This window comes from Stenotrophomonas sp. SBJS02, assembly GCF_020428325.2.
GTDB classification, from domain to species: Bacteria; Pseudomonadota; Gammaproteobacteria; order Xanthomonadales; family Xanthomonadaceae; genus Stenotrophomonas; species Stenotrophomonas africana.
Window position 1 is genome coordinate 2,704,714 of sequence record NZ_CP109812.1, and the last position, 26,093, is coordinate 2,730,806.

Sequence of the window (26,093 nt, forward strand, 5' to 3'; positions counted from 1 at the left end):
GTGGATTCACTTTCCAGGCGCGGCGAACAATCGCCCTGGCGATCGCGGCATGGCAAACGAGAACAGTTCCCATTAGTATTGCGTCATTACGCAGGGATGACCTCCCGGCACCCGCCTTTCACCCTTGCTGCCCGTCCGGATGTCCCAGCCGACACTTCCCCGCCCACCTGCGCTGCCGCTGGTGACCTCGCTGGTGCGCCACTACGAGGAACTGGTGGACTACCTGCATCGCCGGTTCCGCTCGCCCGGGCTGGCCCGCGAAGTGGTGCACGATATCTGTGTACGCCTGCTGGAACGTCCGGCCGTGCATGACGCCCGCCAACCGATCGCGCTGCTGCGCAGGATCGCCCACGACGCAGCGGTCGACCGCTGCCGCGCCGAGGACCTGCGCCGGCACTGGGTGGAGCCCCGCGCCGAGCTTCCCGAAGGCGCCTGCGAGCGCCCCGGACCCGAGCGCCAGGCGCAGGGCCAGCAGGCGCTGCAGCGGCTGACCGCCAGCATCGAGCGCATGCCCTGCCGGCGGCAGCAGGTGTTCATCCTGCACAAGATCCACGAGCTGCCCCAGACCGAAGTGGCGCAGCGGATGGGCATCGGCCTGAAGGCGGTGGAACGTCACCTGCGCCTGGCCATGGCCGACTGCCGGCTGCACGGTGCGCTGCGGTGAGCCCTGCATCACCCGATCCGGTACCGCCGTCGCCGCCCGCCGAACCGTCCGCCGAGGACACGCTCGATCAGCACCGGGAGGCACTGAAGGAGCGTTTCCCGTTGCCAGGCCCGGAGCAGCTGCAGCGGCGGCGCGGCGAATCTGGCGCGAAACGGGTACTGCCGGTGCTGTTGCTGGCGGCCGCCGCGCTGCTGCTGGCCGACCCGGCCTGGCAAATGCGTGACTACCAGACCGCCGTCGGCGAGCGCCGCGACATCGAGCTGCCGGACGGCAGCCGCGTGCTGCTCGACGCGGGGACCCACCTGCAGGTCCGTCGCCACCTGCGTTCGCGGCGGGTGCTGCTGGCGCAGGGCCATGCGCGCTTCGAGGTGCAGCATTCGGCGTGGCGCCGCTTCCAGGTCGATGCCGGGCCGGTACAGGTACGCAACTACGGCACGGTGTTCGATGTTGACCGCCAGGGCGATCTCAGCGAGGTCACGCTTTGGCGCGGCGAGGTCGGTGTCAGCGTGGATGGCGGCGGCACCGAGCAGCGGCTGAAGCCGGGGCAGCGCCTGCTGGCCCAGCCGGGGTCCCTGTCTCCGCCGGAAGCAGTGGATCCGGACCGGGCCGACTGGACCACCGGCCGGCTGCAGTTCGACCGCATGCCGCTGGCCGAGGTGCTGCGCATCCTGCAGCGCTATCACGACCGTCCGATCGTGCTGGACGACCCGGCACTGGGACCACTGCAGGTGTCGGGCGTGTTCGATGCCGACCGTGCCGAGACGGCGGTCGCCCTGTTGCCGGAGATCCTGCCGGTCCAGGTGCATACCGCCGCCGACGGCAGCCTGCATCTGCGTGCCCGCGATTGATTGCCACGCCGAGGGTGGGTTGCGCGCCGTCCCATCCGGCAAGTGCTTGAACCCTTCCGAAGGACCCCCGCATGATCCGCCCTGTTCCGCCTGCCGCGCTGCGCCGGCTGGCCCCCACCCTGCTTGCCGGCTGCCTGTGTGCGGCGCTGCCCGCCACCGCGCAGACCGCTGCGTCCGCACCTGTCGAACTACACCTGCCGGCCGGCCCGCTGCAGGCTTCGCTCACGACACTGGCGCGGCAGAGTGGCATCCAGCTGCTGTTCGCGGCCGATAGCGTAAGTGGCCGCAACGCGCCGGCCCTCGACGGCCGCTACACCCCGCACGACGCCCTGCAGCGCCTGCTGGCCGGGCAAGACCTGGCGATGCAGGAGCGCTCGCCGGGGGTGTTCGTGGTGAGTGCCGCGCCGGCATCCTCCAAGGCCCGCGCTCCGGCCCGGGCCTCGTCATCGGCAGCGTCCCCGGGCACGACCACTTCGCTGGCCCGCGTCACGGTATCGGCCTCGACCGCGCGCATGCCGCAGGGCGAGACCGCGATGCCCAACACCATCACCGTGCTGAGCCGCGAGGACATCGCGCAGCAGCTGGCGCTGGGCTCGGATGTCTCGCGCGTGCTGTCGGCGCAGATCCCGGCGTTTGCCCCGGCGCGCGAGAAGATGTCCAACTACGGCGAAACCATGCGTGGCCGCGGCATCCTGTACATGGTCGACGGCGTACCGCAGTCGACGCCGCTGCGCGATGGCTCGCGTGATTCGCACACCATCGACCCGGCGATGATCGAGCGCATCGAGGTCATCCACGGCGCCAACGCGCTGCAGGGCATCGGCGGTACCGGTGGCATCGTCAACATCATCACCCGCAGCGCGCCCAGCGAGCCCGGCGCCTTCCTGCTCGACACCAACGTCACCTACAGCTCGGCCCTGCCCAGCCGCCGCGATGACAATGGCCAGCGCGGCTCGGCACTGGTCGGCGTGCGCGGCGAGCAGTTCGATCTGGTGGCCGGCCTGGCCTATGAGAAGCAGGGCCTGTATCACGACGGCGAGGGCCGTTCGATCGGTACCAACGCGCAGGGCGAACTGATGGATTCGACATCGTCGAACGTGTTCGCCAAGCTGGGCTGGAACATTGCCGAGGGCCACCGCCTGCAGCTGATGGCCAACCGCTACGAGCTGCGCGGGCTGGACAACTACCTGGCGGTGAACGGTGACTACCGCACCGGTCGCCCGACCATTTCGGTCCCCGGCGATACCCCGCTCGATCCGCCGATGAACCGCTCGCGCTCGCTGACGCTGGACTACAGCGCCGCCGACCTGCTCGGTGGCCACTTCCAGGCGCAGGCCTTCGCGGTGGACTTCGAAGGCCGTTATGGTGCCAGCCAGTGGGATCCGTGGGGCAACACCGGCGCGAACGCCGCCTGGGACCAGACCCAGAACGAATCGGACAAGCGTGGCTTCAAGCTGACCCAGAGCTGGACCCGCATCGCCGATACCACGCTGGACGTGACCCTGGGCCTGGACGGCCTGCGCGACCGCACCCACCAGGTGCTGCTGGCCAGCGGCATGAACTGGGTGCCGCAGACCACCTACCAGAGCCTGTCGCCGCTGCTGCAGCTGCACTGGTGGCCAAGCGACCACCTGATGCTGTCCGGCGGCCTGCGCTACGAAAAGGGCGAGCTGGAAGTAGGCGACTACACCACCCTGCCCCGCTACGGCGCACGCAAGGTAGCTGGCGGCAAGCCGACCATGAGCGAGACCCTGCCCAACTTCGGCGCGGTCTGGTACATCAACGATCGCCTCAACGCCTACGCCTCGTATTCGGAAGGCTACACCGTGGCCGACGTCGGCCGCGTGCTACGTGCGATCAACCGCGACGGCCAGCGCGTGGACAGCCTCATCGACCTGTCACCGGTAGTGTCTGACAACCGCGAGATCGGACTGGAGTACGACGATGGCCGCTTCAGCGGTGACATTGCCTACTACACCTCCGAATCCAAGCTCGGCTCGGTACTGATCTACGATCCGGGCATCGATGCCTATGCGGTGCAGCGCCAGGCCACCCGCGTGGAAGGCTTTGAAAGCAACCTGCGCCTGCGGTTGGGCAACAGCCGCCTCGGCCTGGGCTATGCACGCGCCAACGGCCGCTACGACGCCGACGTCGACGGTCGCCTCGACAGCGACCTGGCTGGTGTGAACATCGCACCGAACCGGTTGACTGCGTTCTGGGAACAGAGCTGGACGCCGCAGCTCAGCACCCGCCTGCAGGCCAGCCATGCCTTCGACCGAGACTTCGACCTGCGAGGTGCGCGGGTGGCCGAGTTCAAGGGTTACACCACTTTGGATCTGGTCGCGCGCTACACGCTGGACAAGCATGCCTTCACGCTGGGCGTGCAGAACCTGGCAGACAAGCAGTACATCAGCTACTACTCGCAGACCACGCCGTCGAACCCGAGCTATTTCTCCGGTCGCGGCCGGGTGCTGACGCTGGGGTGGCAGTACCGGTACTGATCCATGGCGTCCTTATGGGAACCATGAAATCTATGCGAGACGCGATGAAGGAGGCCCATGCTAGTTTCTGGGCCTCCTTCAAGCGGACGTGAATCATGCGTTTTACCCTGCTCGCCTTCGCCCTGGCCGTCGCTCTTCCGGCCGCGCACGCCAGCGCCGCCGAGGCACCGCTGCCACAGCTGCGGGCCTACACCGTGGATGCCTCCTGGCTGCAGCCGATGGCGCCGCTGCAGATTGCCGACCACACCTGGCAGATCGGCACCGAGGACCTGACTGCGCTGCTGGTGCAGACCGCCGAGGGCGCAGTACTGCTGGATGGCGGCATGCCGCAGATGGCCAGCCACCTCATCAGCAACATGAAGGTGCGCGGCGTGGCCCCGCAGGACCTGCGATTGATCCTGCTCAGCCATGCGCATGCCGACCACGCCGGCCCGGTCGCCGAGCTCAAGCGTCGAACCGGCGCGCATGTGGCGGCCAATGCCGAATCGGCGGTGCTGCTGGCGCGCGGCGGTAGCAACGACCTGCACTTTGCCGACGGCATAACGTATCCGCCGGCCAGCGCCGACCGGATCATCATGGATGGTGAAGCGGTCACGGTGGGCGGCATCACATTCACCGCGCACTTCATGCCAGGGCATACCCCGGGCAGCACCGCCTGGACCTGGACCGACACCCGCGATGGCAAGCCGGTGCGCATCGCCTACGCCGACAGCCTGAGCGCGCCGGGTTACCAGCTGAAGGGCAACCCTCGCTATCCGCGCCTGATCGAGGACTACAAGCGCAGCTTCACCACCGTGCGCGGCCTGCCCTGCGATCTGCTGCTGACCCCGCATCCGGGTGCCAGCAACTGGAACTATGCCGCCGGCAGCAAGGCCAGCGCCAATGCACTGACCTGCAGCGCCTACGCGGATGCGGCCGAGAAGAAATTCGACGCGCAGCTGGCCAAGGAAACGGCCGGGGACCGCTGATTCTGCAAATCCTGTAGAGCCGAGCCTACGCTCGGCTTGCCGGCCGAACACAGCCGAGCATAGGCTCGGCTCTACACAAGGCGCATCGAAGGGTGCCGGTCAGCCTGACCGGCACCCACCGTCTATCAGCCGCCCTGCCCGTGCTGGGCAAACGGCTCGGTGCTGCCGTCGGTGCGCACCAGTTCGACGGTGTACGGCTGCACGTAGCCGTCCGGCATTTCCATGCCCGGCGAACCGGCCGGCATGCCGGGCAGCACCAGCCCACGCGCCGCCGGGCGTTCGGCCAGCAGGCGCTTGATGTCCTCAGCCGGGATGTGGCCCTCGACCATATACCCGCCAATCTCGGCGGTATGGCACGACGCCTTGCCGACCGGCACACCCAACCGGACCTTGATCGGATTCATGTCATCGGTGTCGCGCACATCGACCTGGAAGCCGGCGGCCTTCAGGTGGTCGACCCATATGCCGCAGCAACCGCAGCTGGCGGTCTTGTGCACGACGGCCACCGGCAAGGCCGGATCGACCTTGGCCGGGCTTGCCTGGGCCGGCGCATCGCTGGCGACCGGTGCCACGGAGGATTCTTCGGCGGCACGAGCGCAGGCGGTCGTGGCCAAGACGGTGCCCAGCAGCAGGCCGAGGGAGAGCGTACGGTTCATTGAGTGATTCCTTTGCAAAGACGGGCAACGCGGCCCGTCGCCCGCGCATCGAAGGCGCGGGCAGAGTCGAGAGAAAGTCGAGCAGTCAAGGCAGGCGCTTGAGGCCTGCGGGGAGTCACGCGATGGGGGGACGCAACGGATCCGGCGTCGGAGGCGATGCGCGTTGCTGGGTACTGGCCGGAGCAGGCGCTTCGCGCCAGGGCGAGGCCGGTGTTCCGTTCAACGTCGCCAGCATGCCGAGGCAGGCCGGCGGGCATTCGCACTCACCGCTCTGGCAGGCAGCCGGGGCCGCATCATCGCAACAGCCCGCCGCCGCCATCGCGGCCGAATGCGGTACAGCGCAATGCTCCAGGCTGGCCGGGCCGCTGTACGAAGACGCGGCGAGCGCCAGTGCCGGTGCATTCAGCACCAGGGCGACAAGCAACATCCAACGCAGCAGCAGATCAGTCAGGTTCACACGCCGATGATAGCCGATGCACGCACTACGCAATCGCCGCCGCCATCGCCTGCACCCGCACCGGAATCGACTTGGCGGCGGGCGTGCCGCTGATACGGTCGTAGTAGTCCAGCGGCAGCAACGGGTTCAGTTCCGGGTAGTAGCCGGCCAGCGCGCCGCGCGGCATCGGGTAGTCCAGCACCGTCAGGCCCTCGATGCGCCGCTGCACGCCATCGCCGCTGATCGTCTCGAGGCTGACCAGCGCTTCCTTGTCCAGCCCGCGCGCCAGCCGGTCTTCGATGTTCATGAACAGCACCATGCGATCGTTGTACACGCCGCGATAGCGGTCGTTGTAGCTGTAGATGGTGGTGTTGTACTGGTCATGCGAGCGCACGGTGGCCAGCCGCAGCATGTCCGGATCGTGTACGGGATCGTCCACGTGCAGGCCAGACATCACCAGGATGTTGGCCTTGCCATTGGGCGTGGGCCAGACGCGGCGGCGCGGCGGGATGTCCAGATGGAAGCCATGCGGCTGCTGGATGCGCTCGTTGAAGCCAGTGTAGATCTCCGGGTACACGGCCGCGATCAGCTCACGGATGGGTGCGTAGTCATGCATGCAACCTGCCCAGTCAACCTTGCTGCGTGGCAGCGCGGCCATCGCCATGCGGCAGACGATCTCGACCTCGGGCAACACATCGGCACTGACCGGCTCGAGCACACCGCGCGAGGCGGTCACATTGGACATCGCGTCTTCAATGGTGACGAACTGCTCGCCGGCCGGCGTGACGATGCGCTCCGAGCGCGCCACCACCGGCAGGATCAGCGCATCGCGGCCATGAACAAGATGACCGCGATTGAGCTTGGTGGCGATGCCCACGGTCAGGTCCAGCCCACGCATTGCCTCGTACGCGCGCGGCGTATCGGGCACCGCATGGATGAAGTTGCCACCCAGACCGATGAACACCTTGGCGCTGCCATCCAGCATCGCCTCGATGGATTCGACCACATGATGGCCATGCTCGCGCGGCGGGTCGAAGCCGAACACCTGCTGCACGCGGTCCAGATAGGCCGGTTTGGGCTTCTCGTCGATGCCGACGGTGCGGTCGCCCTGCACATTGGAATGGCCCCGGATCGGCCCGATGCCAGCACCGGGCTTGCCGAAATTGCCACGCAGCAACAGCAGGTTGGCGACCTGCTGCAGCAGGCGCGAGCCGTACTGGTGCTGGGTCAGCCCCATGCCGTAGCAGATCACGGTGGCATTGGAGCGGATGTAGATCTCCGCACAGCGACGGATCTGCGCCTGCGAAATGCCGGACACCTGCACGATCTCATCCCAGTCCTGCGTCATCACGTCTTCGCGCAGCGCCTCCAGGCCCACCGTGTGTTCTGACAGGAAATCATGGTCGAGCACGCGCTCGCCCTGCGCCTCGCGCTCGAACATCACCTTCATCATGCCCTTGATCAGGGCCAGGTCGCCGCCGATGCGGATGTGCACGAACTCGCTGGTGATTTCGGTCGAACCGAACGTGGCCATCTGCACCATGTCCTGCGGTTCGGCGAAGCGGATCAGCGCGCGCTCGGGCATCGGGTTGACCGCCACGATCGGAATGCCGCGTTTGCGCGCGTCGACCAGGTTGCTCATCATCCGCGGTGAATTGGTGCCGGTGTTCTGCCCGATCACGAAGATCGCCTCGGCATGCTCGAAATCCTGCAGCACGATGGTGCCCTTGCCCACCCCGATGGCTGGCGGCAGGCCACGGCTGGTCGGCTCGTGGCACATGTTCGAGCAGTCCGGGAAATTATTGGTGCCGAACTCGCGCACGAAGATCGAATACAGGAACGCGGCTTCGTTGGGCGTGCGGCCGGACGTGTAGAACTCGGCCTGGTGCGGGCTGTCCAGCGCCTGCAGGTGGCGGCCGATCAGCGCGAAGGCATCGTCCCAGCTGCACGGCACGTAGTGGTCGGTGGCTGCGTCGTAGCGCATCGGCTCGGTCAGCCGGCCCTGCATCTCCAGCCAGTAGTCGGTCTGCGCCATCAGTTCGGCCACGGTGTACCGGGCGAACAGTTCGCGGCCGGCGCGGAACTGGGTGGCTTCCCAGGCCAGTGCCTTCGCGCCGTTCTCGCAGAACTCCAGCTTCTTGCGTTCGTCAGCGTCAGGGAACGCGCAACTGGGGCACTTGAAGCCGCCGGGCTGGTTCATCGCCAGCAACGCCTTCGACCCCTTGCCGATCACGCTCTGCTGCAGCAGTACCTTGGCCGTGGCGCCGGCGGCACCCCAGCCACCGGCAGGCTGGTTGTAGGGCTTGTAACGCGGCGGCTTCTGCTCGGACATGTTCGGGAACCTTACGGGAGGAACGCGGCAACAATGGGCACATCGCAATCCGGCGGCGCCTTCAATCGCACGGCCAGCCCCACAGTCAAACACGGCCTGCACGGCTTCGCCAGTCTGCACCCTGTTTTCAGCGCAGCCTGCCATGACAACGGTTACACCTGCGTCAGCGCATGGCCACTGCGCTATTCTCGATGCCGTGGGTGGTCCACCACCTGCGTATCTCCCTAGCCCGGACGCGCTGCATGCCTGATTCGCCCCCACCGCACACCCCGCCTGCCGGCACGGCCCAGCGTCCGTTGCAGCGCTGGCGCGGCGGCACGCAACAGCAGCAGGTCGACGTGGTGGCCGAAGAAGTGCCGGTGGCGCTGCGCTACAACGATGCTGCCTTTGCAGTGATGATGGCCACGCCGTGCGACCTGGAGGACTTCGCGCTCGGCTTTTCGCTCAGCGAAGGCCTGATCAACGCGCCCGCGCAGCTGCTGTCGATCAATGTCCACCCGCAGCTGGAAGGCATCGAGCTTCAGATGACGGTGGCCCAGGATGCGCCCGGCGCAAACCTGGACCCGGCCAATGGACGCCTGCTGCCCGGCCGTGGCGGCTGCGGCCTGTGTGGCACGCGCCAGCTGGAAGAAGTGCTGCGCCCACTGCCACAGATCCGCGAGCGCCGCAGCTATTCCGCCGCTGCCCTGCAACGGGCGTTGGCCACCTTGGCGCAGCACCAGCCGATGAATGCGGTAAGCGGCTCCACCCACGCCGCGGCCTGGGCCGATGCCAGCGGGCGGATCGGCTGGGTGCGCGAGGACGTCGGTCGCCACAATGCGCTGGACAAGCTGATCGGCGCGCTGCGCCACAACGAACACGCCATTGAAGGCGGCCTGCTGGTGATTTCCAGCCGGGCCAGCTACGAAATGGTCAGCAAGGCGGTGCGCGCCGGTGCCAGCGTGCTGGCCGCAGTCTCGGCACCGACCGCGCTGGCGATCGACCTGGCCCGCGGTGCAGGCCTGTGCCTGGTCGGGTTCGCACGGGAGAGCGGGTTCAATGTGTATACCCATCCCGAGCGGCTGCAGGCGGACGACAAGTAGAGTCGACTGTCAGTCGACTGCTCTTCGTTCAGCCCCCCCCGAAAACCCCACGCTGCGCGCGATGGACGACTGACAGTCGAGTCTACCCGGTCGGCTCCATTCAGACCGGCCCGGGCGGCCCGCTGCCACCCGGGCCGAACCGCATCTCAGCGCAGCGCGACCTTCGGGAAGTCCACCGGTACGTCGAACGCTACGTTGACGTAGTTGGTGAACAGGTTGAGCGCCACGTGGGCGAGGATCTCAACGACCTGCTCGTCATCGAAGCCAGCCGCACGCAGCGCCTGCACATCACCGTCGGCGATCTGCGCACGCTGCTCGACCACCTTCAGCGCGAAGTCCAATGCCGCCGAGGTGGCCGGATCGCTGGACTGGCCGATCTGCGCGGCGGCCATCTGCTCGCTGCTGGCACCGGCCTTGCGGCCCAGCGCGGTGTGGGCGGCCAGGCAGTATTCGCAGGCGTTGCGGTTGGCGATGGCGACGGCGATCTGCTCACCCAGCAGCGGCGACAGGCGACCGCCGCCCAGCGCGCCGAACGAACCCCACATGCTCTGCAGGGCGGCTGGCGAGTTGGCCACGGCGCGGAACATGGCCGGGGTGGCGCCGAAGGCAGCGTGGACCTGACCCAGCAGGGCCTGGCGGTCGGCGGTGGTGCTGGCGACATCGATCAGGGGGACACGGGACATGGTGGATCTCCTTGGGAAAGCGCCCGGGATTGGACGACCCGCTCATCGTAGGTAGACTCCGTGGACGCGTCAGGCGTAATTCGCCACACATGTTGTCCATTCATCCATGCGCCTACCCACCGACACTTCCGCACCCGACCGTCTCTCCTCCCTGTTGGAACGCTTCCGGGTGCAGGCCGCGCTGTTTCACAGCGGTCCGCTGTGCGGCCACCATGTCTTCGAGCCGCAGCCCGGTCGTGCCTTCCTGCACATCCTGCGCCAGGGTGAAATGGAGGTCCGTCATCCCGACGGCGATATCGCGCTGCCCCGGTTGAAGATCGACACACCCAGCCTGCTGCTGTATCCGCAGCCGGTGCACCATGTGTTCTTCAATGCACCGCTGGATGGTCCGGATTTCACCTGCGCCACGCTGGATTTCGATGGCGGCGCGCGCAATCCGATCGTGCAGTCGCTGCCACCGGTGATGGTGGTGCCGCTGGCCGCGATCGGCGAACTGGATGACACCCTGCACCTGCTGTTCGCCGAGGCCGATCGCCAGCGCTGCGGGTCACGGCTGCTGACCAACCGCCTGTTCGAGGTGGCGCTGATCCAGATCCTGCGCTGGGTGGTCGATCACCCGGATGCAGCGGGCGTCAGTCATGGGCTCATGCGGGGCCTGTCCGATGCGCGGCTGGCCCGCACGCTGGTGGCGATGCACCAGGCGCCGCAGGACGAATGGACGCTGCCGCGCATGGCCGCGACTGCCGGCATGTCGCGGAGCGCGTTCGCGGCCGTGTTCAAGGACGTGATGCAGGCGACGCCAGCCAGCTACCTGCTGGACTGGCGGCTGAGCCTGGCCTGCGCGCAGCTGCGGGCCGGCGTGGCGGTCAAGCAGGTGGCGATCGAGGTGGGGTTCGCCGATACCGCCTCGCTGTCGAAGGCGTTCCGCAAGCGGCTGGGGGCATCGCCGCGGGCGTGGCTGGCCGCGAGCGCCGCGCAGGTTGGGTGAACGGCTGAGGAGTAGAGTCGACTATCGCGCGAAGCGCGGGGTTTCGTTGTCTGAGCGAAGAGCAGTCGACTAACAGTCGACTCTACAAGTGCGGTGACCCATCAGACTTCGCCAGCAGCCCGGCGATGCGCTCGGCTACCAGGGCACGTACGCCGTCGTCCAGCTGGCCTTCGTACATTGCCTCGTAGATCCACAGGCCATCGGCGGCCAGCCGCGCCACGAAATTGTCGAGCGCGGCGCTATCTTCCGCTGCACCTGCCTCCGGCGGCAGCGGAGCCCAGCGACGTACCGCCGGCCCCCAGGGACGCTCGGCGTCCGGGTCGGCCGATTCGAGCATGAACATCAGTTCGGCACGGGTGGCACTCTGTGCCGATACGCGCACGAAGGTCTGGTAGCGCTCCAGTGCCGTCGCTTCATCCGCGCGCTTGCCGAGCAGCGTTTCCATCGACGTTTCCCAGGCCTGCACCAGGTGCTCGTCGATGCCGCGCAGCAGCGCCTCGCGCGAAGGGAAGTGGTACAGCAGGCCGCCGCGGGTCAGCTGGGCCTCGGCCGCCACCGACTCGAAGGTCACCGCACGCACGCCGTCACGATTGATCACGTTGACGGCGGCGTCGAGGATGCGGTCGCGCTTGCTGGTTCTCATTGCCTCATTTTACGCGATCGGCCGCGCCCTCGCGGCTGCCAACGCGGCCCCGCAGCAGGCGCGCCAGGATCGTCGCGCCCATCGCCAGCACCGCCGTGATCACCAGCAGCACGATCTGGTAGCCACGGTCATACGCGGCCGCAGCCAGTGCGAACCACTCGCCCTGCCCGCTCTCGCGCGCGGCATGCAGCGCCTGGGTGAAACCCTCACGGGCAAGCGCGGGCATGTCTGCCGAGACCGGCAGGAACGCGCTGTACGTTGCTGCGCTCAGGCTGCCCAGCAACGCCACCGCCAGCAGGCCGCCGAACTCGTAGGACACTTCTTCCACCGAAGACGCCATGCCCGCACGGTGCGCCGGCACGTTATTGAGGATGGCAGTGGACGCCACCGAGATGGCCGAACCCATGCCGAAGCCGGTGATGGCCATGCCAGCCAGCACCCAACCGAGGCCATGCGGAAAACCGAACGCCACCACGCCGACACCCACCGCCCCTGCCGCCAGGCCGCCACAGATCAGCGGGCGCAGGCCCACCCGGTGCAGGATGCTGCCACCCAGCAGCGCACTGGGCAGGCTGCCCAGCGCCGCCACCGATACCAGCAGGCCCGCCTGCAGCGGCGTAAAGCCTGCCACCAGCTGGAAGCGCTGCGTGGTGACCAGTTGCAGGCCGGCCATCGCGAACAAGGTGAACACCGCCGACAGCGTGCCGGCCAGGAACGCCGGGTTGCGGAAGATCGCAAAATCCAGCAGCGGGTACGGCAACTGCTGCTGGCGGCGCGCGAACGCCGCACCGCTGATGACGGCCAACAGCAGCGCGCCTGCGCCCAGCGCATACGACGGCGGCGTTGCGATCAGCGACTTGATCGCCAGCACCAGGCCGGACAGTGCAGCCAATGCCAGAACTGAGGACACCAGGTCCCATGGCCGCGAGGTGTCGCGCTGGCCCTCCGGTGCCAGCAGCAGCGTGGCCACGAACGCGACCACCACCACCGGCACGTTGATCAGGAACACCGAGCCCCACCAGAAGTGCTGCAGCAGCCAGCCGCCAATGATTGGGCCGAGCGCCGCACCGACGATGGCCACCGAACCCCAGATCGCGATGGCGATGTTGCGTTCGCGGTCTTCGTGGAAGCTCAGTCCGATCAACGCCAACGTGGCCGGCATCATCGCCGCCGCACCGATCGCCAGGAATGCACGCGCGGCAATCAGCTGCGTTGCGGTGTCGGCGAACGCCGCTGCCAGCGAGGCGACGCCGAACACCACCAGGCCGATCAGGAACATGCGCCGGTGACCGATGCGGTCGCCCAGCGTGCCCGCGCCCAGCAGCAGGCCCGCCATCACCAGCGGATAGGCGTTGATGATCCACAGCGCCTGGCCAGCACTGGCCGAGAGTTCTTCGGTAAGGGTGGGCAGCGCGGTGTAGAGCACGGAGTTGTCGAGCGTGACCAGCAGCAGGCCAGCGGCGACGGTGAACAACAGTGCCCAGCCACGGGCGCGCGACAGGGCCGGAGCACCGGCCAAGGGCTGGGACAAAGCCATGGGAGAACCTGATGGGGGGTAGAGTACGGACATAACTATACAGGATGTCCTGTACAGTTATGGCCTTCTGGATCAGCCGATTCAGCTTTTGTAGAGGCGAGCTTGCTCGACTGAACGGTCAGCCAGGCATGGCCTGGCTCTACTGAAACGGGACTGGCATGGCCTGGCGCTACTGGCGCACCTCTATCGGCAGTCTTCCGGCAGCGCGGCGATCGCCGATACCACCGCCGCCTGCATGCCTTGCCCGACGGCCGTGTCCAGCTCCCCACCTGTACTCCCATGCTGGCGCCGCAATTCGTCCTCGCACAGCCCGCGCACGCGCGCCCGCGCATTCGCGCGCAGGCTGCTGCACCGCCAGTCGGTGCCACCCAGCGGCAGCACCGAATACACCACGCTGTTGCAGGCGTTGCCGGCGCGCTGCTGCAGCGACAGCCCACCGAAATCCCGCGGTTCACTGCTGCGTTGCGGGTCGAAGTAGCTGTCCGGGAACGTGCGCGCGTACTGTTCGATGTCCACGGCCATGCTGCGCCCACCGGCCAGCGGCATCTTCAGCGGCTGCCCGCACTGCGTCGCATCGGCGCGGTGCTGGATGTACTGGTAGATCGGCCGGTCCAGCGATGGGTCCTGCTGGGTCACCGCGCTGACTGCGGCCAGCACCGGCAGCGATGCACGATTGGCCATGCGCGCCAGCAGCCCCGCCTGCGCCGGCTGGCAGCGGTCGCGCAATGTCGCCGCGAGCAGGAACAGCACGTCGTTGCGAAACGCGTGGTCGTCACCCAGGCGCTGTTCGATGCGCTGCCTGGCGTCGGGCGCCGGTGCCGGAAACGCGACCGCCGGCGGCGCGGTGGGTGCGCGCTGCCGCTGCCACCACACCAGCAGCACCAACGCGCCCAGCAGTACCCCGGCAGCCATGATCCATCGCCTGCGCATCAGTTGCGGATCGCCGTCAGCGACGCCGCCGCGGCATCGTAGGACGCGCTGGCGATGTCCGCGTCAAAACGCTTCACCTGCAGGCGGCCGGCAAGCCGGTACGGATCCCACAGATCGCCCAGCGCGATCGGTGTCGCCAGGGTCACGTGGATGATCTGATTGGGTGGCGGCGGCGGCACGTGGATGCAGGCACCGTAGAACGGCACGAACAGCAGTTCATCCACCAATCCTGCATCGTTGGTGCCGAGCGGCACCACGTAGCCATCCAGATCCACCGCGCGACCATCGACAGCATCGACCACGCGCGAAGAGCCGAACTGCTTGGCGCGGTCCGGGCTGGAATGGTCGATCTCCAGCCCCGGTGGCGTGCCCGAGCCGGTGTCGTCGATCAGGCCGCCCACGCCCTCCATCCCATTGCGTGACAGGCCGATCTGCGGGGGTGGGCGCTGGTAGGTCACTTCGTCGGGTCGCAACGCGTCCCAACGGTCAATGCGGGCATCGGCCGTGGCGGAGGGCACCGGTTTGCCCTCCGGCGTGGCCACCACGGCATCGCCGCCTGACCCGGTGCAGCCCGCCAACCACAGGCAGCCCAACGCCAGCAACAGGTGACTACGGTTCATAGGGCCTCAGCTGTGCGTCACGCATGGTGTAGGCCGAACCGGCCAGATCGTCATCCAACCGTTCGGCGCTCAGGGTGCCCGCCAGGAAGAACGGCGAGTACATGTCCGGCATCTCGATCGGGCGTGGCAGCACCACGTGTACGATCTGGTTCGGTGGTGGTGGTGGCACGTGGATGCAGGCGCCGTAGTACGGCACGAACAGGAATTCGCTCAGCCGGCCGTCCTGCGCGTTGGCCAGCGGCACCACGTAGCCCGGCAGGCGCACCGGCCGCTGCAGTACCGTGTCCACCGTGCGGAAGGTGCCGAACTGCGGCATGCGCCGGTTGCCGTTGTGCTCGACCTCCGGGCCCTCGCCCCGCTCCAGTGCGGCCAGCTCGTCCTTGGGCATCATCTGCAGCCAGTCCAGTTCCTGTTCCGCAGCGTCTGCAGGGTCATCGCGGTCAACAACCGGCGAGGGCGGCAGGGCCTGTACGCCGATATCCACGGGACGCTCACAGGCGGCCAATGACAGCACGATCAGCAGTGACAGCATCCAGCGCATGCTCAGCCTCCCGCTGAAAGGCCATCGGCCAAGGTGCGCCGGTAAGCGAGCAACGCCGGCACCAGCCCGGCCACCGCGCTGACCGCCAACACGCCCGCAACCCATGCCAGTTCACGACCATCCGGCCAGACATGGGTGATCGACAGACCGAAGGTGGCCAGTACCCAGCCGCGCCCGGCCATGCTTGCGACCACCAGCAGCGACAGGGCCAGTACGCAGGCCACCGCACTGGTCGCCATCGCTTCCACCACGAGCAGGCCGGCGATGTAACCCGGCCGCGCGCCGGTGGCACGCAGGATGGCCATCTCACGCCGCCGCTCCTGCAGGGTCGAGACCAGCAGCGCCACCAGCGAGACCATGCCCAGCAGCACCACCATTGCACTGATCAGCTGCAGGGCGCGCTCGGCGGTGCCCAGCGACTGCCACATCTGCTGCAGCGTCACACCGGGCAGGATCGCCAGCATCGCCTCGTCTGGATACTCGTTGATCCTGCGCTGCACCGAAAACGTGGCAATGCGCGAGTTCAGGCCGAGCATGAAGGCAGTGATGCTGGTCGGGGTCAGATCCAGATGACGCGCCTGCTCGGCGCTGACGCGCTGGCTGCGTAGCTGAACGCCCGAACGCCAGTCCACATGGATCGCCTCGATGGCCGGCAGCGAGACCAGCAGCGACGAGTCCACCGGCGTGCCGGTGCGCTGCAGGATGCCGGCAACACGGAACGGCTTGTCGGCATGCGTGGCCAGGGTGACCGCGCCGGTGCCGTGCGCCAGCACGATCTCATCGCCGAGACCTACCCTCTGTGCCTGTGCCACCTCGGCACCGATCACCACGTCATACAGGTCATCGAACGGCCGTCCGTCCGCGAACGCAAGCGCGTGCCCGGCGCCGTAGCGGTAATGCTCGAAATAGCCACCGCTGGTGCCGACCACGCGGTAGCCGCGCCAGGAATCGCCCAGCGAAAGCGGCACCGCCCACTTCACCTGTGGCAACGCGGACAGCTCCTGGTAGGACTGCCAGGACACGTTGTTGGTCGGGTCGCCGATATGGAACACCGAGTACAGCAGCAGGTTCACCGGTCCCGAACGCGCACCGACGATCAGGTCGGTGCCCGATACGGTGCTGGCGAACCCCTCGTGCGCCTGCGTGCGCACACGCTCGACGCCCAGCAGCAGCACCACGCTGAGGGTGATGACCAGCACGGCCAGGCCGACACTCAACGCGCGGCTGCGCAGGCTGGCCCAGGCTAGCTCAAGCATGGCCGGCACCTGCCTGGTTGATCTCGGACACTGAAATGGTGCGGTCGAACAACGGCTGCAGGCCGTCGTCATGGCTGACCACCAGTACCGTGGTGCCGGCCGCCTGGCACTGCGCGGACATCAGCTGCAGGAAGGCGGTCGCCGCATCCCGATCGAGCGCTGAGGTGGGCTCATCGGCGAGCAGCAACGCCGGGCGACCGATCAGGGCGCGTGCCGCCGCCACGCGCTGTTGCTGGCCAACACTCAGCGTACCCGCGCGTCGCTGCATCAGCGCCGGGTCCAGCTGCAGGGCCTGCAGCAGACGGGCTATCTCGGCATTCAGTGGCCCACTGATGCGCGCACTGCGCAGGCGCGAGAAGCGCAGGCCCAGCGCGATGTTGTCGCGCACGGTGAGGAACGGCAGCAGATTGAACTGCTGGAAGATCACGCCCAGCTGATCGGCACGGAAACGGTCCCGCGCCGCACCTCCCATGTCCTGCAGTGCCTGGCGGGCCACCTCGACACGGCCCTTGCCGGGCAGCAGCACACCTGCCAGCAGCCCCAGCAGGGTGCTTTTACCGCCACCGCTGATTCCGCGCAGCAGCACGCTGCTGCCCTGCTCTATCAGAAGATGTGGGATATCCAGCACCAGGCGTGTTGCGTAACCGAACTGCACATTCTCCAGCGCGATCACCGGTGACGTGCTCACGGTACCAGCACCACGCGCAGATTATCGGGCGTCAGCACGCTGCGATCCTGGCCATTGGTGGTTGCGCTGTTGACGATGACTTCGTGCAGACCCGGGAACAGCACGGGCAGGCGAATCACCAGGGCGCGAAGCGCCGCCGTATTCGCACAGCGGTATTGCAGGTTCGCACTGAAGCCGGCATGACGATGCTGCCCGGCCATGGGTGCGGTAGCCGTCGCATCGAAGCCTTCGGCCTTGGCATCACCACTGACCAGACGACAATGGGCCGCCGTGGGCAAGGTGACCCAGCTGCCGCTCTTCAGCACGGCGGTGGCACGTGCCAGCGCAGTCTGCTCGGCTGCATTGGCCGGCGGTCGCTCGTAATCGAGGATCCCTATGCCGGGGGCCTGAAGTGCGAATTCCAGGGTCTGCTGGTCAAGCGCAACATCGACGGTGGCCTGGCCGTGCACATGTGCGCCCAGCTGACGCACGTCATGGGCCTGCGCAGCGCTGGCAGCCAGCAGCAGGAAAAGAGCGGCGGGAAGCTTCATGGGAAAGACTCCAATTGTTACTATGTAACATTATGGACCACATTCCCACGACCCCCGCAAGGGCCCTGGCCCAGCCGCCAACATCGGCACGCTGGCACCCCCGCTTCGATCTTGCCGGTGCCTGGCTGTCCCTGGCCTGCGCCGCCCACTGCATCGCCCTGCCCCTGCTGCTGGCCTTCGTGCCGGCAGCGATGATGGCGCTGCGCTCGTTCCAGCATCCCGGCCATGGCGCGATGACATTGCTGCTGATGATGTCGCGCTGGGAATGGCTGTTCGCGCTGCTGGCCTCCTCGTTGGCCTTGGCGAGTACCTCGGCCGGCGTACACCGGCATGGGCGCTGGCGGCCTGCGAGATTGGCCTGCGTTGGCGCCATCCTGCTGCTGTCAGCCTCTCTGTATCTACCGCTGAAGGAATCGCTGCTCTGGCATGGTGTGGCCACCGCGTGCGGCGGCGTGTTGCTGGCGGCGGCGCACATCGGCAATCGGCGGGCGTTGCGCACCCGGTAGCGCCGGGCGCTGGCCGGCAACCGCGAGGATCAGGCAGCCGGCCAGCGGCCGGCCCTACCCCTCCCTATTCGTCGAACGGACGCTGCCCCAGCGTCTGCGTCACATGGTCGACGAAACAGGTGATGCGCGCGGCCAGCGCGGTGTTGCGGTAGTAGACCGCGTTGATCGGCTGCCGCACTTCCTGCGTCTGCTTGGCGAACAGCTGTACCAGGCGGCCATCACGCCGGTCCTGGCGGGTCAGGAAGTCGGACAGGCAGGCGATGCCCAGCCCGGCCACCGCCATCTGCCGCAGCGTCTCGCCACTGGACGAAGCGATCGCCGGCTCGATCACGAAAGGCCCACCATCGGCATCCTGCAGCGGCCATTCGTTCAATGAACTGGGCTGGGTGAAGCCCAGCAGGTCGTGCTCGCGCAGCTGCTCCACCCGCGTGGGCGTGCCGTGCCGGCGCAGGTACTCGGGGCTTGCCACCACGCGGATGCGGCTATGGCCGATCGGTCGCGCATGCAGGGTGGAATCGCGCAGCGCGCCGATGCGGAACGCTACGTCGGTGCGCTTCTCGATCAGGTCGGTGATGCCTTCATTGGAATTCAGCTCCAGCTCCACCTGCGGGTAGCGCTCACGGAACCCTTCAAGCAGCGGCACGATCACGTGCAGCATGAAGGGTGTGGCCGCATCCACGCGCAGGCGCCCGACCGGCTGCAGCCGCCGCGCGGCCATCTGTTCTTCGGCCTCGTCCACCGTGGCCAGGATCGTGCGCGCGTACTCCAGGAACGCCGCGCCTTCCTCGGTCAGTTCCAGCCGCCGCGTGGTCCGCCGCAGCAGTGTGGTCTGCAGCTTGTCCTCCAGCCGCGCCAGAGTGCGGCTGGTAGCCGAGATGGTCAGTTCCAGCGCCTCGGCCGCCGCCGTGATGGAACCACTGTCGACCACGGCCACGAAGGCCTTCAGCTCATCCAGAGTGGTTTTCATTTTTTACCTCGGCGCAAAAGCGTTTCCCGTATACACGGCTTAATCAACAAATGTAAAGCGCCCACACTTCGCCCTGTCCCGAGCCCACCGGCTCTCAACGAAGTCCCTGGAGTCCATCATGAGCGTTCCTTCCTTTGGCGTCGGCACCTTCCGCCTGACCGGCCAGACCGTCATCGATTCGGTGCGCAACGCCCTCGAGGTCGGCTACCGTGCGGTCGATACCGCGCAGATCTACGGCAATGAAGCCGAAGTCGGCCAGGCCATCGCCGAATCCGGCGTAGCACGCGACCAGCTGTTCCTGACCACCAAGATCTGGGTGGACAACTACGCCGCTGACAAGCTGATCCCGAGCCTGCGCGACAGCCTGGCCAAGCTGCGCACCGACTACGTGGACCTGCTGCTGATCCACTGGCCGGCGCCGGGCAATGGCGTTGAACTGCGCGAGTACATGACCGCGCTGGCCGACGCCAAGGCGCAGGGCCTGACCCGACAGATCGGTGTGTCCAACTTCAACATCGAGCTGACCCGGCAGGCCATCGAGGTGGTCGGCGCCAGCGAGATCGCCACCAATCAGATCGAACTGAGCCCCTACCTGCAGAACCCGGCACTGACTGCCTTCCTGCAGGACCAGGGCATCACCGTGACCTCCTACATGACCCTGGCCTACGGCAAGGTGCTGAAGGATCCGGTGCTGGCCGCCATCGCCGACAAGCACCAGGCCACTGTGGCCCAGGTTGCGCTGGCGTGGGCACTGCAGCGGGGTTACTCGGTCATCCCGTCCTCGACCAAGCGCGAGAACCTGGCCAGCAACCTGCTCGCCCAGGACCTGCACCTGGATGCCGATGACATGGCCGCAATCGCCGCGCTTGACCGCAACGGCCGCGAAGTCGATCCGCCGGGCCTGGCCCCGGCCTGGGACTGAGGAGCCTCGCCATGCGCAGTGCGTTGGCGCGGCTGCAGGCCGGTGGTTTCAGCATCGGCATCGAAGCACCGCTGGACAATGACTGGACGCCGCTGGGCGAACAGGCACGACGCGCCGCGCGACGCCTGCCCGGCGAACCGGACCTGCAGCGCCATGCAGAACTGGCACGGTTGGCCGACCGCCTCGGCTTCCGTGCGCTGTGGGTACGCGACGTACCGGTGTACGACCCGGCCTTCGGCGATGCGGCGCAGGTGTTCGAGGTATTCAGTTACCTCGGCTACCTGGCCGGCATCACCGAGGACATCCTGCTGGGCACCGGTGCGGTGGTGCTGCCGATCCGCGAGCCGCTGCTGACCCTGAAGTCGGCGCGCAGCGTGCAGCGGCTCAGCGGTGACCGCCTGCTGCTGGGCGTGGCCAGTGGCGACCGCCCGGTGGAGTACCCGCTGTTCGGCCGCGACTTCGACACGCGTGGCAGCCGCTTCCGCGAGCAGATCGCACTGCTGCGCGAAGGCGCCGCTTCGCATCTGCCGCAGGGCCTGGACGTGCTGCCCGCGGATGGCCCGGCCCTGCCGCTGTTCGTGGCCGGGCTGGCCCAGCAGCAGCCGGCGTGGGTCGGCCAGCACATGGATGGTTGCCTGGCTTACCCGGGCACGCCACAGGACCATGCGCAACGCGTGGCGGCCTGGCGCGCCGTGGCCGGCAACAAGCCCTATGCCAGCTTCATCCACCTGGACCTGGTGGCCGATGCCGATGCCCCCCTGCAGCGCTGGCGCTTCGGCCTGCGCGGCGGCCGCAACGCCCTGCTGGCCGAGCTGCACGCCCTGCAGGCGGCCGGTGTCGACCACATCGGCCTGCAGTTCCGCCGCAACGAACGGCCGCTGGCCGAAACCTTCCACGAAATCGCCGAGTACGTGCTGCCGCACGTCCCGGCCCATGCCGGCGCCGCCGCGACGGCCTGACAGTTACCGGAGCTTTGCCATGAAGATGAAGACCCTGGCCGCGCTTGCGCTGGCCACCCTGCCGCTGTCCTTCCAGGCCACCGCCGAGGACTGGTACCCCTCTGCCTACGGCGCCAACGACGAGATCGGCGCGGCCAACCTGCTGACCGCGGACGTGGTCAAGCACGCGGTATCGCTGGTCAGGACCGGCAAGACCTATCCGCTGGCGGTGCCGGTGGACAAGAACCTGCCCGCGTTCCGCCACCGCAGCTTCCGCCTGTACAACGTGCAGGTCGGCCAGCAGGCCGGCAAGTCGCTGGGCCCCAACAAGTTCACCTTCAACGATGAACTGGTGAACGCCTGGACCGGCGTTGGCACCCAGCTCAACGGCATCGGCCATATCGGCATCGACAACGTCTACTACAACGGCAACAAGGCCGCCGACTTCGTCACCGTGGACGGCGTACGCAAGCTCGGCGTCGAGAAGGTGCCGCCAATGGTCACCCGCGGCGTCGTGCTGGACATGACCGCGTACTACGGCAAGGCGATCGTGCCCGGCGGCACCGAGTTCACCGTGGCCGACATCCAGGCCGTGCTGAAGAAGCAGGGCCTGAGCCTGCGCAAGGGCGACGTGGTGCTGTTCAACACCGGCTGGCTGGAACTGATCGGAAAGGACGACAAACAGTTCCTGGAAGTGGAACCGGGTATCGGCATGGACGCCGCGAAGTGGCTGGCCGACCAGGGCATCGTCGCCTTCGGTGGCGACACCTGGGCCTCGGAGGTCTACCCGAACCCGAACGGTGCCGAAGAGTTCCCGATCAACCAGTACATGCTGGCCAAGCGCGGCATCTACAACCTGGAGCTGATCGACAGCCGCGCGCTGGTGCGCGACAAGGCCTGGGAATTCCTGTTCGTACTTGGCCAGCCGCTGTACGTCGGCTCGACCCAGGTCAACATCAACCCGGTGGCGATCCGATGAACACCGCCGCTGATCTTCCCGTGTTCGCCGGCCGCCGCTTCCGCGTCAGCTATGACGGCCTGGCCGCCGACAATGTCTACAGCGCCGATGGCCGCCACGTGCAGTACGCCATCGTCTCCGGCGCCTACGCCGGTGCGCAGGGCGAAGCCGCCTGTGAGTGGCAGCGGATCAGCGAAGGGGTCTATGCCATTTCGTGGCAGGAAGCCGATGGCGCTACGGTCGTGCATGTCGACGATTTCGTGGGTGGGCGTTCGCTGGCCTGGTTCACCGCCACCGATGGCAGTTTCCATCGCATGCAAGGGCCGCTGGCAGTGCTGTGATGCCGGCCAGCGGCCGGCACTACCTTGTTGGTGGGCCGAACATTACAGATCGGTAATGTGCGGGTCAGGGCAGCGAAAGGCGCTGCCCTCCACCCTGTGGGCCACGTCTTCCACAGGTGTCCCGCGCATGACCCGCCCCCTGCTCCGCTCCACCACCCTCGTTCTTCTCCTGTCCGGCCTCGCGGCTGCGCCGCTGGCGCTGGCCCATCCCAGCCTGGTGCGCTCGACGCCGGCCGCCGACGCGACCGTGCCCCCGGCCAGCCAGATCGAGCTGCAGTTCAGCGAGAAGGTGATGCCGCGTGCCACCCGCATCGAGCTGAGCATGGACCATGGCCGCATGAAGATGGCCATGCCCACCACCGCGCAGGAGCTCTCCGAAGATGGCCACACCCTGCGTGCGCGCTTCGCCACGCCGCTGCCGGCAGGCAGCTACGCACTGCAGTGGCGCGCGGTCGGCCAGGACAGCCACCCGATCACTGGCACGTACCGTTTCACCGTGAAGTAAGACTGCCGTCGTGGCCGAGCTCTCGCCGTATGCGCTGCGGCTGGCGCTGTACCTGGTGCTGATGCTGCTGTTCGGGCGGCTGCTGTTCGTCCGTCCGAGGCTGCCGCGTGGCGTCTCGCTGGGGCTCGCCCTGATCGCGTTGGCTTTGGTGGTCACCGATGCCATCACCCGGTTGTCCGGTGTCCTCGGCATCGCGCCGGCCGACATCGACCCTGCAACGGCGCACTGGTTCCTCACCGGTACGCCGGTGGGTAAAGCCGGCCTGCTGCGTACCGTGGCGGTGCTGGCGATGCTGCCCCTGCTGGCATTCGCCACGCCGCTGCAGGGCCTGCGCCGCGTGGCCCTGCTCGCATTGTCTGCCACGGCGTTGGCCAGCCTGTCCTGGAACGGCCACGCCGCTGCGGGCGATGGGTTCGGTGGCACGCTGCGGCTGCTGGCCGGCATCGTGCACCTGCTGGCCGCCGGCGCCTGGGTCGGTGCGATCGCCGCCATTGTGCAGCTGGCGCTGCGTCAACAAGGCCTGCACCTGCGCGAACGCACCCATGCACTGTGGCAGGCCGCCCACAGCTTCGCCCTGCCCGGCACGGTCATCGTCGCCACCCTGGCGATGACCGGCACCTATACCTATGTCGATCTCGGAGGTTCCGTGCAGACCCTGATCGGTACCGCACACGGGCGCTGGCTGCTGCTCAAGCTGGCCCTGGTGGGCGGCATGCTGGGGCTCGCAGCGCTGCATCGCTGGCGCTTGGTACCGGCCTTGGCCACCTCCATCCGCGGAGGCTGGCAACCGCGGCCACTGCGCTCCCTGCGCCACAGCCTGGCCTGCGAGTCGGCCTTGGCGCTGCTGGTGCTGGCCTGCGTGGCGGTGCTTGGTACGCTGGATCCGTTGGCGTGAGCCTGCGCAGCCAGCCCACGTGCAAGCTGCGATGATGGGCGCATCATGAAACTGCTGATCGTCGAAGACGAACCCAAGACCGGCAACTACCTGCGCCAGGGCCTGATCGAGGCCGGCTACGTGGTCGATCTCGCCTGCAACGGCGTCGACGGGCTGCACCTGGCCGGCAGCGGCGAGTACCAGCTGGTCATCCTCGACGTGATGCTGCCCGGCCTGGATGGCTGGAGCGTGCTGTCACGGCTGCGCGAGGCCGGATGGCAGGTGCCGGTGCTGTTCCTGACCGCACGCAGCAGCATCGCCGACCGCGTGCAGGGCCTGGAGCTGGGCGCGGATGACTACCTGGCCAAACCATTCGCCTTCGCCGAGCTGCTGGCGCGCGTGCGCACCCTGCTGCGTCGCGGCCAGGCACTGCCGCAGGCCGAGCGCATCGTCATCGCCGACCTGGTGGTGGACACCCTGCGCCGCCGGGTCGAACGCGGTGGCCAGCGCATCCCCCTCAGCCAGAAGGAGTACACCCTGCTGGAGCTGCTGGCGCGTCGCCAGGGCGAAGTGCTGCCACGCTCGCTGATCGCCTCGCAGGTGTGGGACATGAACTTTGACAGCGACACCAACGTGATCGACGTGGCGATCCGCCGCCTGCGCGCGAAGATCGACGATGACTTCGATGCCAAGCTGATCGTCACCGTGCGCGGCATGGGCTATGTGCTGGAGGCACCGGACGACGGTGCAGTGCACAGCGGATGAACCTGCGCCGTTCCATCGCGGTACGGCTGACGCTGCTGTTCGCCATCGTGGCCACGCTGGTGCTGGCCGCATTGGGCGTGGCGATCTATGTCAGCGCCCGCCATGATCTTGTTGCCCAGGACTTCACCGAACTGGAAAACAAGGCCGCGTTGATCCGCGACCTTGCTGACAATGGGCCAGCCGCCGCACGCGGACCGCGGTTGGCAGAGGCGCTCGGGCATCATCCGGATATCGCCTTCCACATTGTTGACGGGAGCGGCGCGGTACTGTTCTCCACTGCGCCGGCACTGCTACGCGAGCATGCACGCAGCCAACCGATCGACGCCGCGCCACGGCGGCACGACTGGATCCTCGCCGATGGCCGCTGCATGCATGCCCTGCACCTGCGCCAGGCGCTGGCCGACGGCAGCCAGCTGGTCATCCTGCTGGCCATCGATGACAACCGCCATGCCGATTTCCTGCAGCGCTTCCGCCACCTGCTGGCGATCGCGATCATTGGCGCCGCCGTGGCCAGCAGCCTGCTCGGCGGTTATGTGGTGCGGCGTACGCTGCGACCGCTGCGCACGCTGGCCGATGAAGCCCGGCAGATCACCGCCGGCCGCCTGCAGCGGCGCTTGAGCGCACGCAGCGCCCCGGCCGAGCTGGAACAGCTGGCGCAGACCCTGAACGGCATGCTGGCACGGCTGCAGCAGGACTTCGCGCGGCTGACAGAGTTTTCCGGTGATCTCGCCCACGAGCTGCGCACGCCGATCACCAACATGCTGACCCAGGTGCAGGTGGTGCTGGCGCATCCGCGCAGCAACGAGGCCTACCGCGAGACGCTGGCGTCGTGTGCCGAGGAGCTGCAGCAGCTGGCGCAGACCGTGGGCGACCTGCTGTACCTGGCGCAGGCCGAAGCGCCGGGCGCGCTTCCCTCGCGCGAGCCGGTGGCGCTGGATGAGGTGGTGGATTCACTGCTGGAGTTCTACGACCTGCTGGCCGAGGACCGGCAGTTGACCCTGCGCCGCGAAGGTGTGGCGAGCGTGGAAGGCAACCGCTTGATGCTGCACCGGGCGATTGCCAACCTGCTGTCCAACGCGTTGAAGCACGCAGCCGTGGGCAGCGAAGTGCGGGTGCGGCTGGTCGAGGCCGATGGCGTGTGCAGGGTCAGCGTGCACAACGTCGGCACGCCGATTTCCGCCGAAGCGCTGCCGCGCCTGTTCGATCGTTTCTACCGCGGCGAGCGTGGCCGCCACGAAGGTGCCGGACTGGGCCTGGCGATCACCCGCGCGATTGCACAGGCGCACGGCGGCAGCGTGAGTGTTGTGTCGGATGACACCGGCACCGTGTTCGAGCTGGTGCTGCCGAACACCGCAGCCCGGTAGTGCCGGCCAGCGGCCGGCACTACCCCCACACAGCCATTCCGTCGTGGCGT

The 26,093-nt window shown here is 67.7% G+C and carries 28 protein-coding genes; 15 read left to right on the plus strand and 13 right to left on the minus strand.

What is annotated here, in order from left to right; translation table 11 throughout:
- Positions 1–139 precede the first annotated feature (139 nt).
- From FQS62_RS12600 to blaL1, 4 genes are all read left to right on the plus strand, one after another.
- Complete coding sequence (locus FQS62_RS12600; protein WP_136637954.1) at positions 140–664, plus strand: RNA polymerase sigma factor; 525 nt, start codon at positions 140–142, stop codon at positions 662–664.
- Positions 661–1,512: a FecR family protein gene (locus tag FQS62_RS12605; protein ID WP_208043478.1), complete on the plus strand. Its 852-nt coding sequence runs from the start codon at positions 661–663 to the stop codon at positions 1,510–1,512. Before FQS62_RS12600 ends, FQS62_RS12605 begins: the two co-directional genes overlap by 4 nt.
- A gap of 71 nt (positions 1,513–1,583) precedes the next feature.
- Entirely contained in the window at positions 1,584–4,013 is a 2,430-nt protein-coding gene (locus FQS62_RS12610) for a TonB-dependent receptor (protein WP_208043477.1), read from the plus strand.
- 95 nt (positions 4,014–4,108) lie between these two features.
- A complete protein-coding gene (gene blaL1 / locus FQS62_RS12615; RefSeq protein ID WP_057501531.1) occupies positions 4,109–4,981 on the plus strand; it encodes a L1 family subclass B3 metallo-beta-lactamase in 873 nt (290 codons plus the stop codon).
- A gap of 125 nt (positions 4,982–5,106) precedes the next feature.
- Here blaL1 and FQS62_RS12620 read toward each other — a convergent pair whose 3' ends face one another.
- The 3 genes from FQS62_RS12620 to FQS62_RS12630 all read right to left on the minus strand — a co-directional run bounded on the left by FQS62_RS12620 (position 5,107) and on the right by FQS62_RS12630 (position 8,405).
- On the minus strand, positions 5,107–5,637 hold the full coding sequence (locus FQS62_RS12620; RefSeq protein WP_099589115.1) for a DUF411 domain-containing protein: 531 nt from the start codon (positions 5,635–5,637) through the stop codon (positions 5,107–5,109).
- 115 nt (positions 5,638–5,752) lie between these two features.
- On the minus strand, positions 5,753–6,094 hold the full coding sequence (locus FQS62_RS12625) for a hypothetical protein (RefSeq protein ID WP_049448075.1): 342 nt from the start codon (positions 6,092–6,094) through the stop codon (positions 5,753–5,755).
- Positions 6,095–6,119: 25 nt separating this feature from the next.
- Entirely contained in the window at positions 6,120–8,405 is a 2,286-nt protein-coding gene (locus FQS62_RS12630) for an FdhF/YdeP family oxidoreductase (protein WP_208043476.1), read from the minus strand.
- Positions 8,406–8,647: 242 nt separating this feature from the next.
- On the opposite strand from FQS62_RS12630, the gene fdhD reads away from it, so the two are divergent.
- On the plus strand, positions 8,648–9,487 hold the full coding sequence (gene fdhD / locus FQS62_RS12635; RefSeq protein ID WP_208043475.1) for a formate dehydrogenase accessory sulfurtransferase FdhD: 840 nt from the start codon (positions 8,648–8,650) through the stop codon (positions 9,485–9,487).
- Between the two features lie 146 nt (positions 9,488–9,633).
- Here the strand turns inward: fdhD and FQS62_RS12640 are convergent, their stop codons facing one another.
- Complete coding sequence (locus tag FQS62_RS12640) at positions 9,634–10,170, minus strand: carboxymuconolactone decarboxylase family protein (RefSeq protein WP_208043474.1); 537 nt, start codon at positions 10,168–10,170, stop codon at positions 9,634–9,636.
- A gap of 106 nt (positions 10,171–10,276) precedes the next feature.
- On the opposite strand from FQS62_RS12640, the gene FQS62_RS12645 reads away from it, so the two are divergent.
- Positions 10,277–11,158 carry an AraC family transcriptional regulator gene (locus FQS62_RS12645; RefSeq protein WP_208043473.1) on the plus strand — a complete coding sequence of 294 codons (882 nt, stop codon included), beginning with the start codon at positions 10,277–10,279 and terminating at the stop codon, positions 11,156–11,158.
- 82 nt (positions 11,159–11,240) lie between these two features.
- Here FQS62_RS12645 and FQS62_RS12650 read toward each other — a convergent pair whose 3' ends face one another.
- The 8 genes from FQS62_RS12650 to FQS62_RS12685 form a co-directional block, all read right to left on the minus strand.
- Entirely contained in the window at positions 11,241–11,801 is a 561-nt protein-coding gene (locus tag FQS62_RS12650; RefSeq protein ID WP_057501526.1) for a TetR/AcrR family transcriptional regulator, read from the minus strand.
- 4 nt (positions 11,802–11,805) lie between these two features.
- Complete coding sequence (locus FQS62_RS12655) at positions 11,806–13,338, minus strand: MFS transporter (RefSeq protein WP_208043472.1); 1,533 nt, start codon at positions 13,336–13,338, stop codon at positions 11,806–11,808.
- Positions 13,339–13,521: 183 nt separating this feature from the next.
- Positions 13,522–14,268, minus strand: a complete 747-nt coding sequence (locus FQS62_RS12660) for a hypothetical protein (RefSeq protein WP_057495624.1) — start codon at positions 14,266–14,268, stop codon at positions 13,522–13,524.
- A complete protein-coding gene (locus FQS62_RS12665; RefSeq protein WP_208043471.1) occupies positions 14,268–14,888 on the minus strand; it encodes a DUF3299 domain-containing protein in 621 nt (206 codons plus the stop codon). Before FQS62_RS12665 ends, FQS62_RS12660 begins: the two co-directional genes overlap by 1 nt.
- A complete protein-coding gene (locus FQS62_RS12670; protein ID WP_107379691.1) occupies positions 14,878–15,429 on the minus strand; it encodes a DUF3299 domain-containing protein in 552 nt (183 codons plus the stop codon). Before FQS62_RS12670 ends, FQS62_RS12665 begins: the two co-directional genes overlap by 11 nt.
- A 2-nt stretch (positions 15,430–15,431) precedes the next feature.
- A complete protein-coding gene (locus FQS62_RS12675; protein WP_208043470.1) occupies positions 15,432–16,685 on the minus strand; it encodes an ABC transporter permease in 1,254 nt (417 codons plus the stop codon).
- Positions 16,678–17,373, minus strand: coding sequence for an ATP-binding cassette domain-containing protein (locus tag FQS62_RS12680; RefSeq protein ID WP_208043469.1), 696 nt, complete (start codon positions 17,371–17,373; stop codon positions 16,678–16,680). Before FQS62_RS12680 ends, FQS62_RS12675 begins: the two co-directional genes overlap by 8 nt.
- Complete coding sequence (locus FQS62_RS12685; protein ID WP_208043468.1) at positions 17,370–17,903, minus strand: ZrgA family zinc uptake protein; 534 nt, start codon at positions 17,901–17,903, stop codon at positions 17,370–17,372. The genes FQS62_RS12680 and FQS62_RS12685 overlap by 4 nt, the downstream gene beginning before the upstream one ends.
- 32 nt (positions 17,904–17,935) lie before the next feature.
- On the opposite strand from FQS62_RS12685, the gene FQS62_RS12690 reads away from it, so the two are divergent.
- Positions 17,936–18,409, plus strand: coding sequence for a MerC domain-containing protein (locus FQS62_RS12690; protein ID WP_088479321.1), 474 nt, complete (start codon positions 17,936–17,938; stop codon positions 18,407–18,409).
- 64 nt (positions 18,410–18,473) lie between these two features.
- On the opposite strand, the gene FQS62_RS12695 is transcribed toward FQS62_RS12690, so the two are convergent.
- Positions 18,474–19,376 (minus strand): LysR substrate-binding domain-containing protein, encoded by a 903-nt coding sequence (locus FQS62_RS12695; protein WP_099589124.1) that lies wholly within the window; start codon positions 19,374–19,376, stop codon positions 18,474–18,476.
- 118 nt (positions 19,377–19,494) lie between these two features.
- Between FQS62_RS12695 and dkgB the strand changes: the two genes are divergently transcribed.
- From dkgB to FQS62_RS12735, 8 genes are all read left to right on the plus strand, one after another.
- Positions 19,495–20,298 (plus strand): 2,5-didehydrogluconate reductase DkgB, encoded by an 804-nt coding sequence (gene dkgB / locus FQS62_RS12700; protein ID WP_057501516.1) that lies wholly within the window; start codon positions 19,495–19,497, stop codon positions 20,296–20,298.
- Positions 20,299–20,309: 11 nt separating this feature from the next.
- Positions 20,310–21,257, plus strand: coding sequence for a TIGR03571 family LLM class oxidoreductase (locus FQS62_RS12705; protein ID WP_100442782.1), 948 nt, complete (start codon positions 20,310–20,312; stop codon positions 21,255–21,257).
- Between the two features lie 19 nt (positions 21,258–21,276).
- The gene (locus FQS62_RS12710; protein ID WP_099589127.1) at positions 21,277–22,215 is read left to right on the plus strand and encodes a cyclase family protein; all 939 of its coding nucleotides are present in this window, start codon (positions 21,277–21,279) and stop codon (positions 22,213–22,215) included.
- Entirely contained in the window at positions 22,212–22,535 is a 324-nt protein-coding gene (locus FQS62_RS12715; protein ID WP_164157485.1) for a MoaF-related domain-containing protein, read from the plus strand. The genes FQS62_RS12710 and FQS62_RS12715 overlap by 4 nt, the downstream gene beginning before the upstream one ends.
- A gap of 127 nt (positions 22,536–22,662) precedes the next feature.
- On the plus strand, positions 22,663–23,040 hold the full coding sequence (copC, locus tag FQS62_RS12720) for a copper homeostasis periplasmic binding protein CopC (protein ID WP_154349175.1): 378 nt from the start codon (positions 22,663–22,665) through the stop codon (positions 23,038–23,040).
- A 10-nt stretch (positions 23,041–23,050) separates the two neighbouring features.
- On the plus strand, positions 23,051–23,935 hold the full coding sequence (gene copD, locus FQS62_RS12725; protein WP_154349176.1) for a copper homeostasis membrane protein CopD: 885 nt from the start codon (positions 23,051–23,053) through the stop codon (positions 23,933–23,935).
- Between the two features lie 45 nt (positions 23,936–23,980).
- Complete coding sequence (locus tag FQS62_RS12730) at positions 23,981–24,679, plus strand: heavy metal response regulator transcription factor (protein WP_099589131.1); 699 nt, start codon at positions 23,981–23,983, stop codon at positions 24,677–24,679.
- Positions 24,676–26,043 carry a heavy metal sensor histidine kinase gene (locus FQS62_RS12735; protein ID WP_208043467.1) on the plus strand — a complete coding sequence of 456 codons (1,368 nt, stop codon included), beginning with the start codon at positions 24,676–24,678 and terminating at the stop codon, positions 26,041–26,043. Before FQS62_RS12730 ends, FQS62_RS12735 begins: the two co-directional genes overlap by 4 nt.
- The last annotated feature ends 50 nt before the right edge of the window (positions 26,044–26,093 follow it).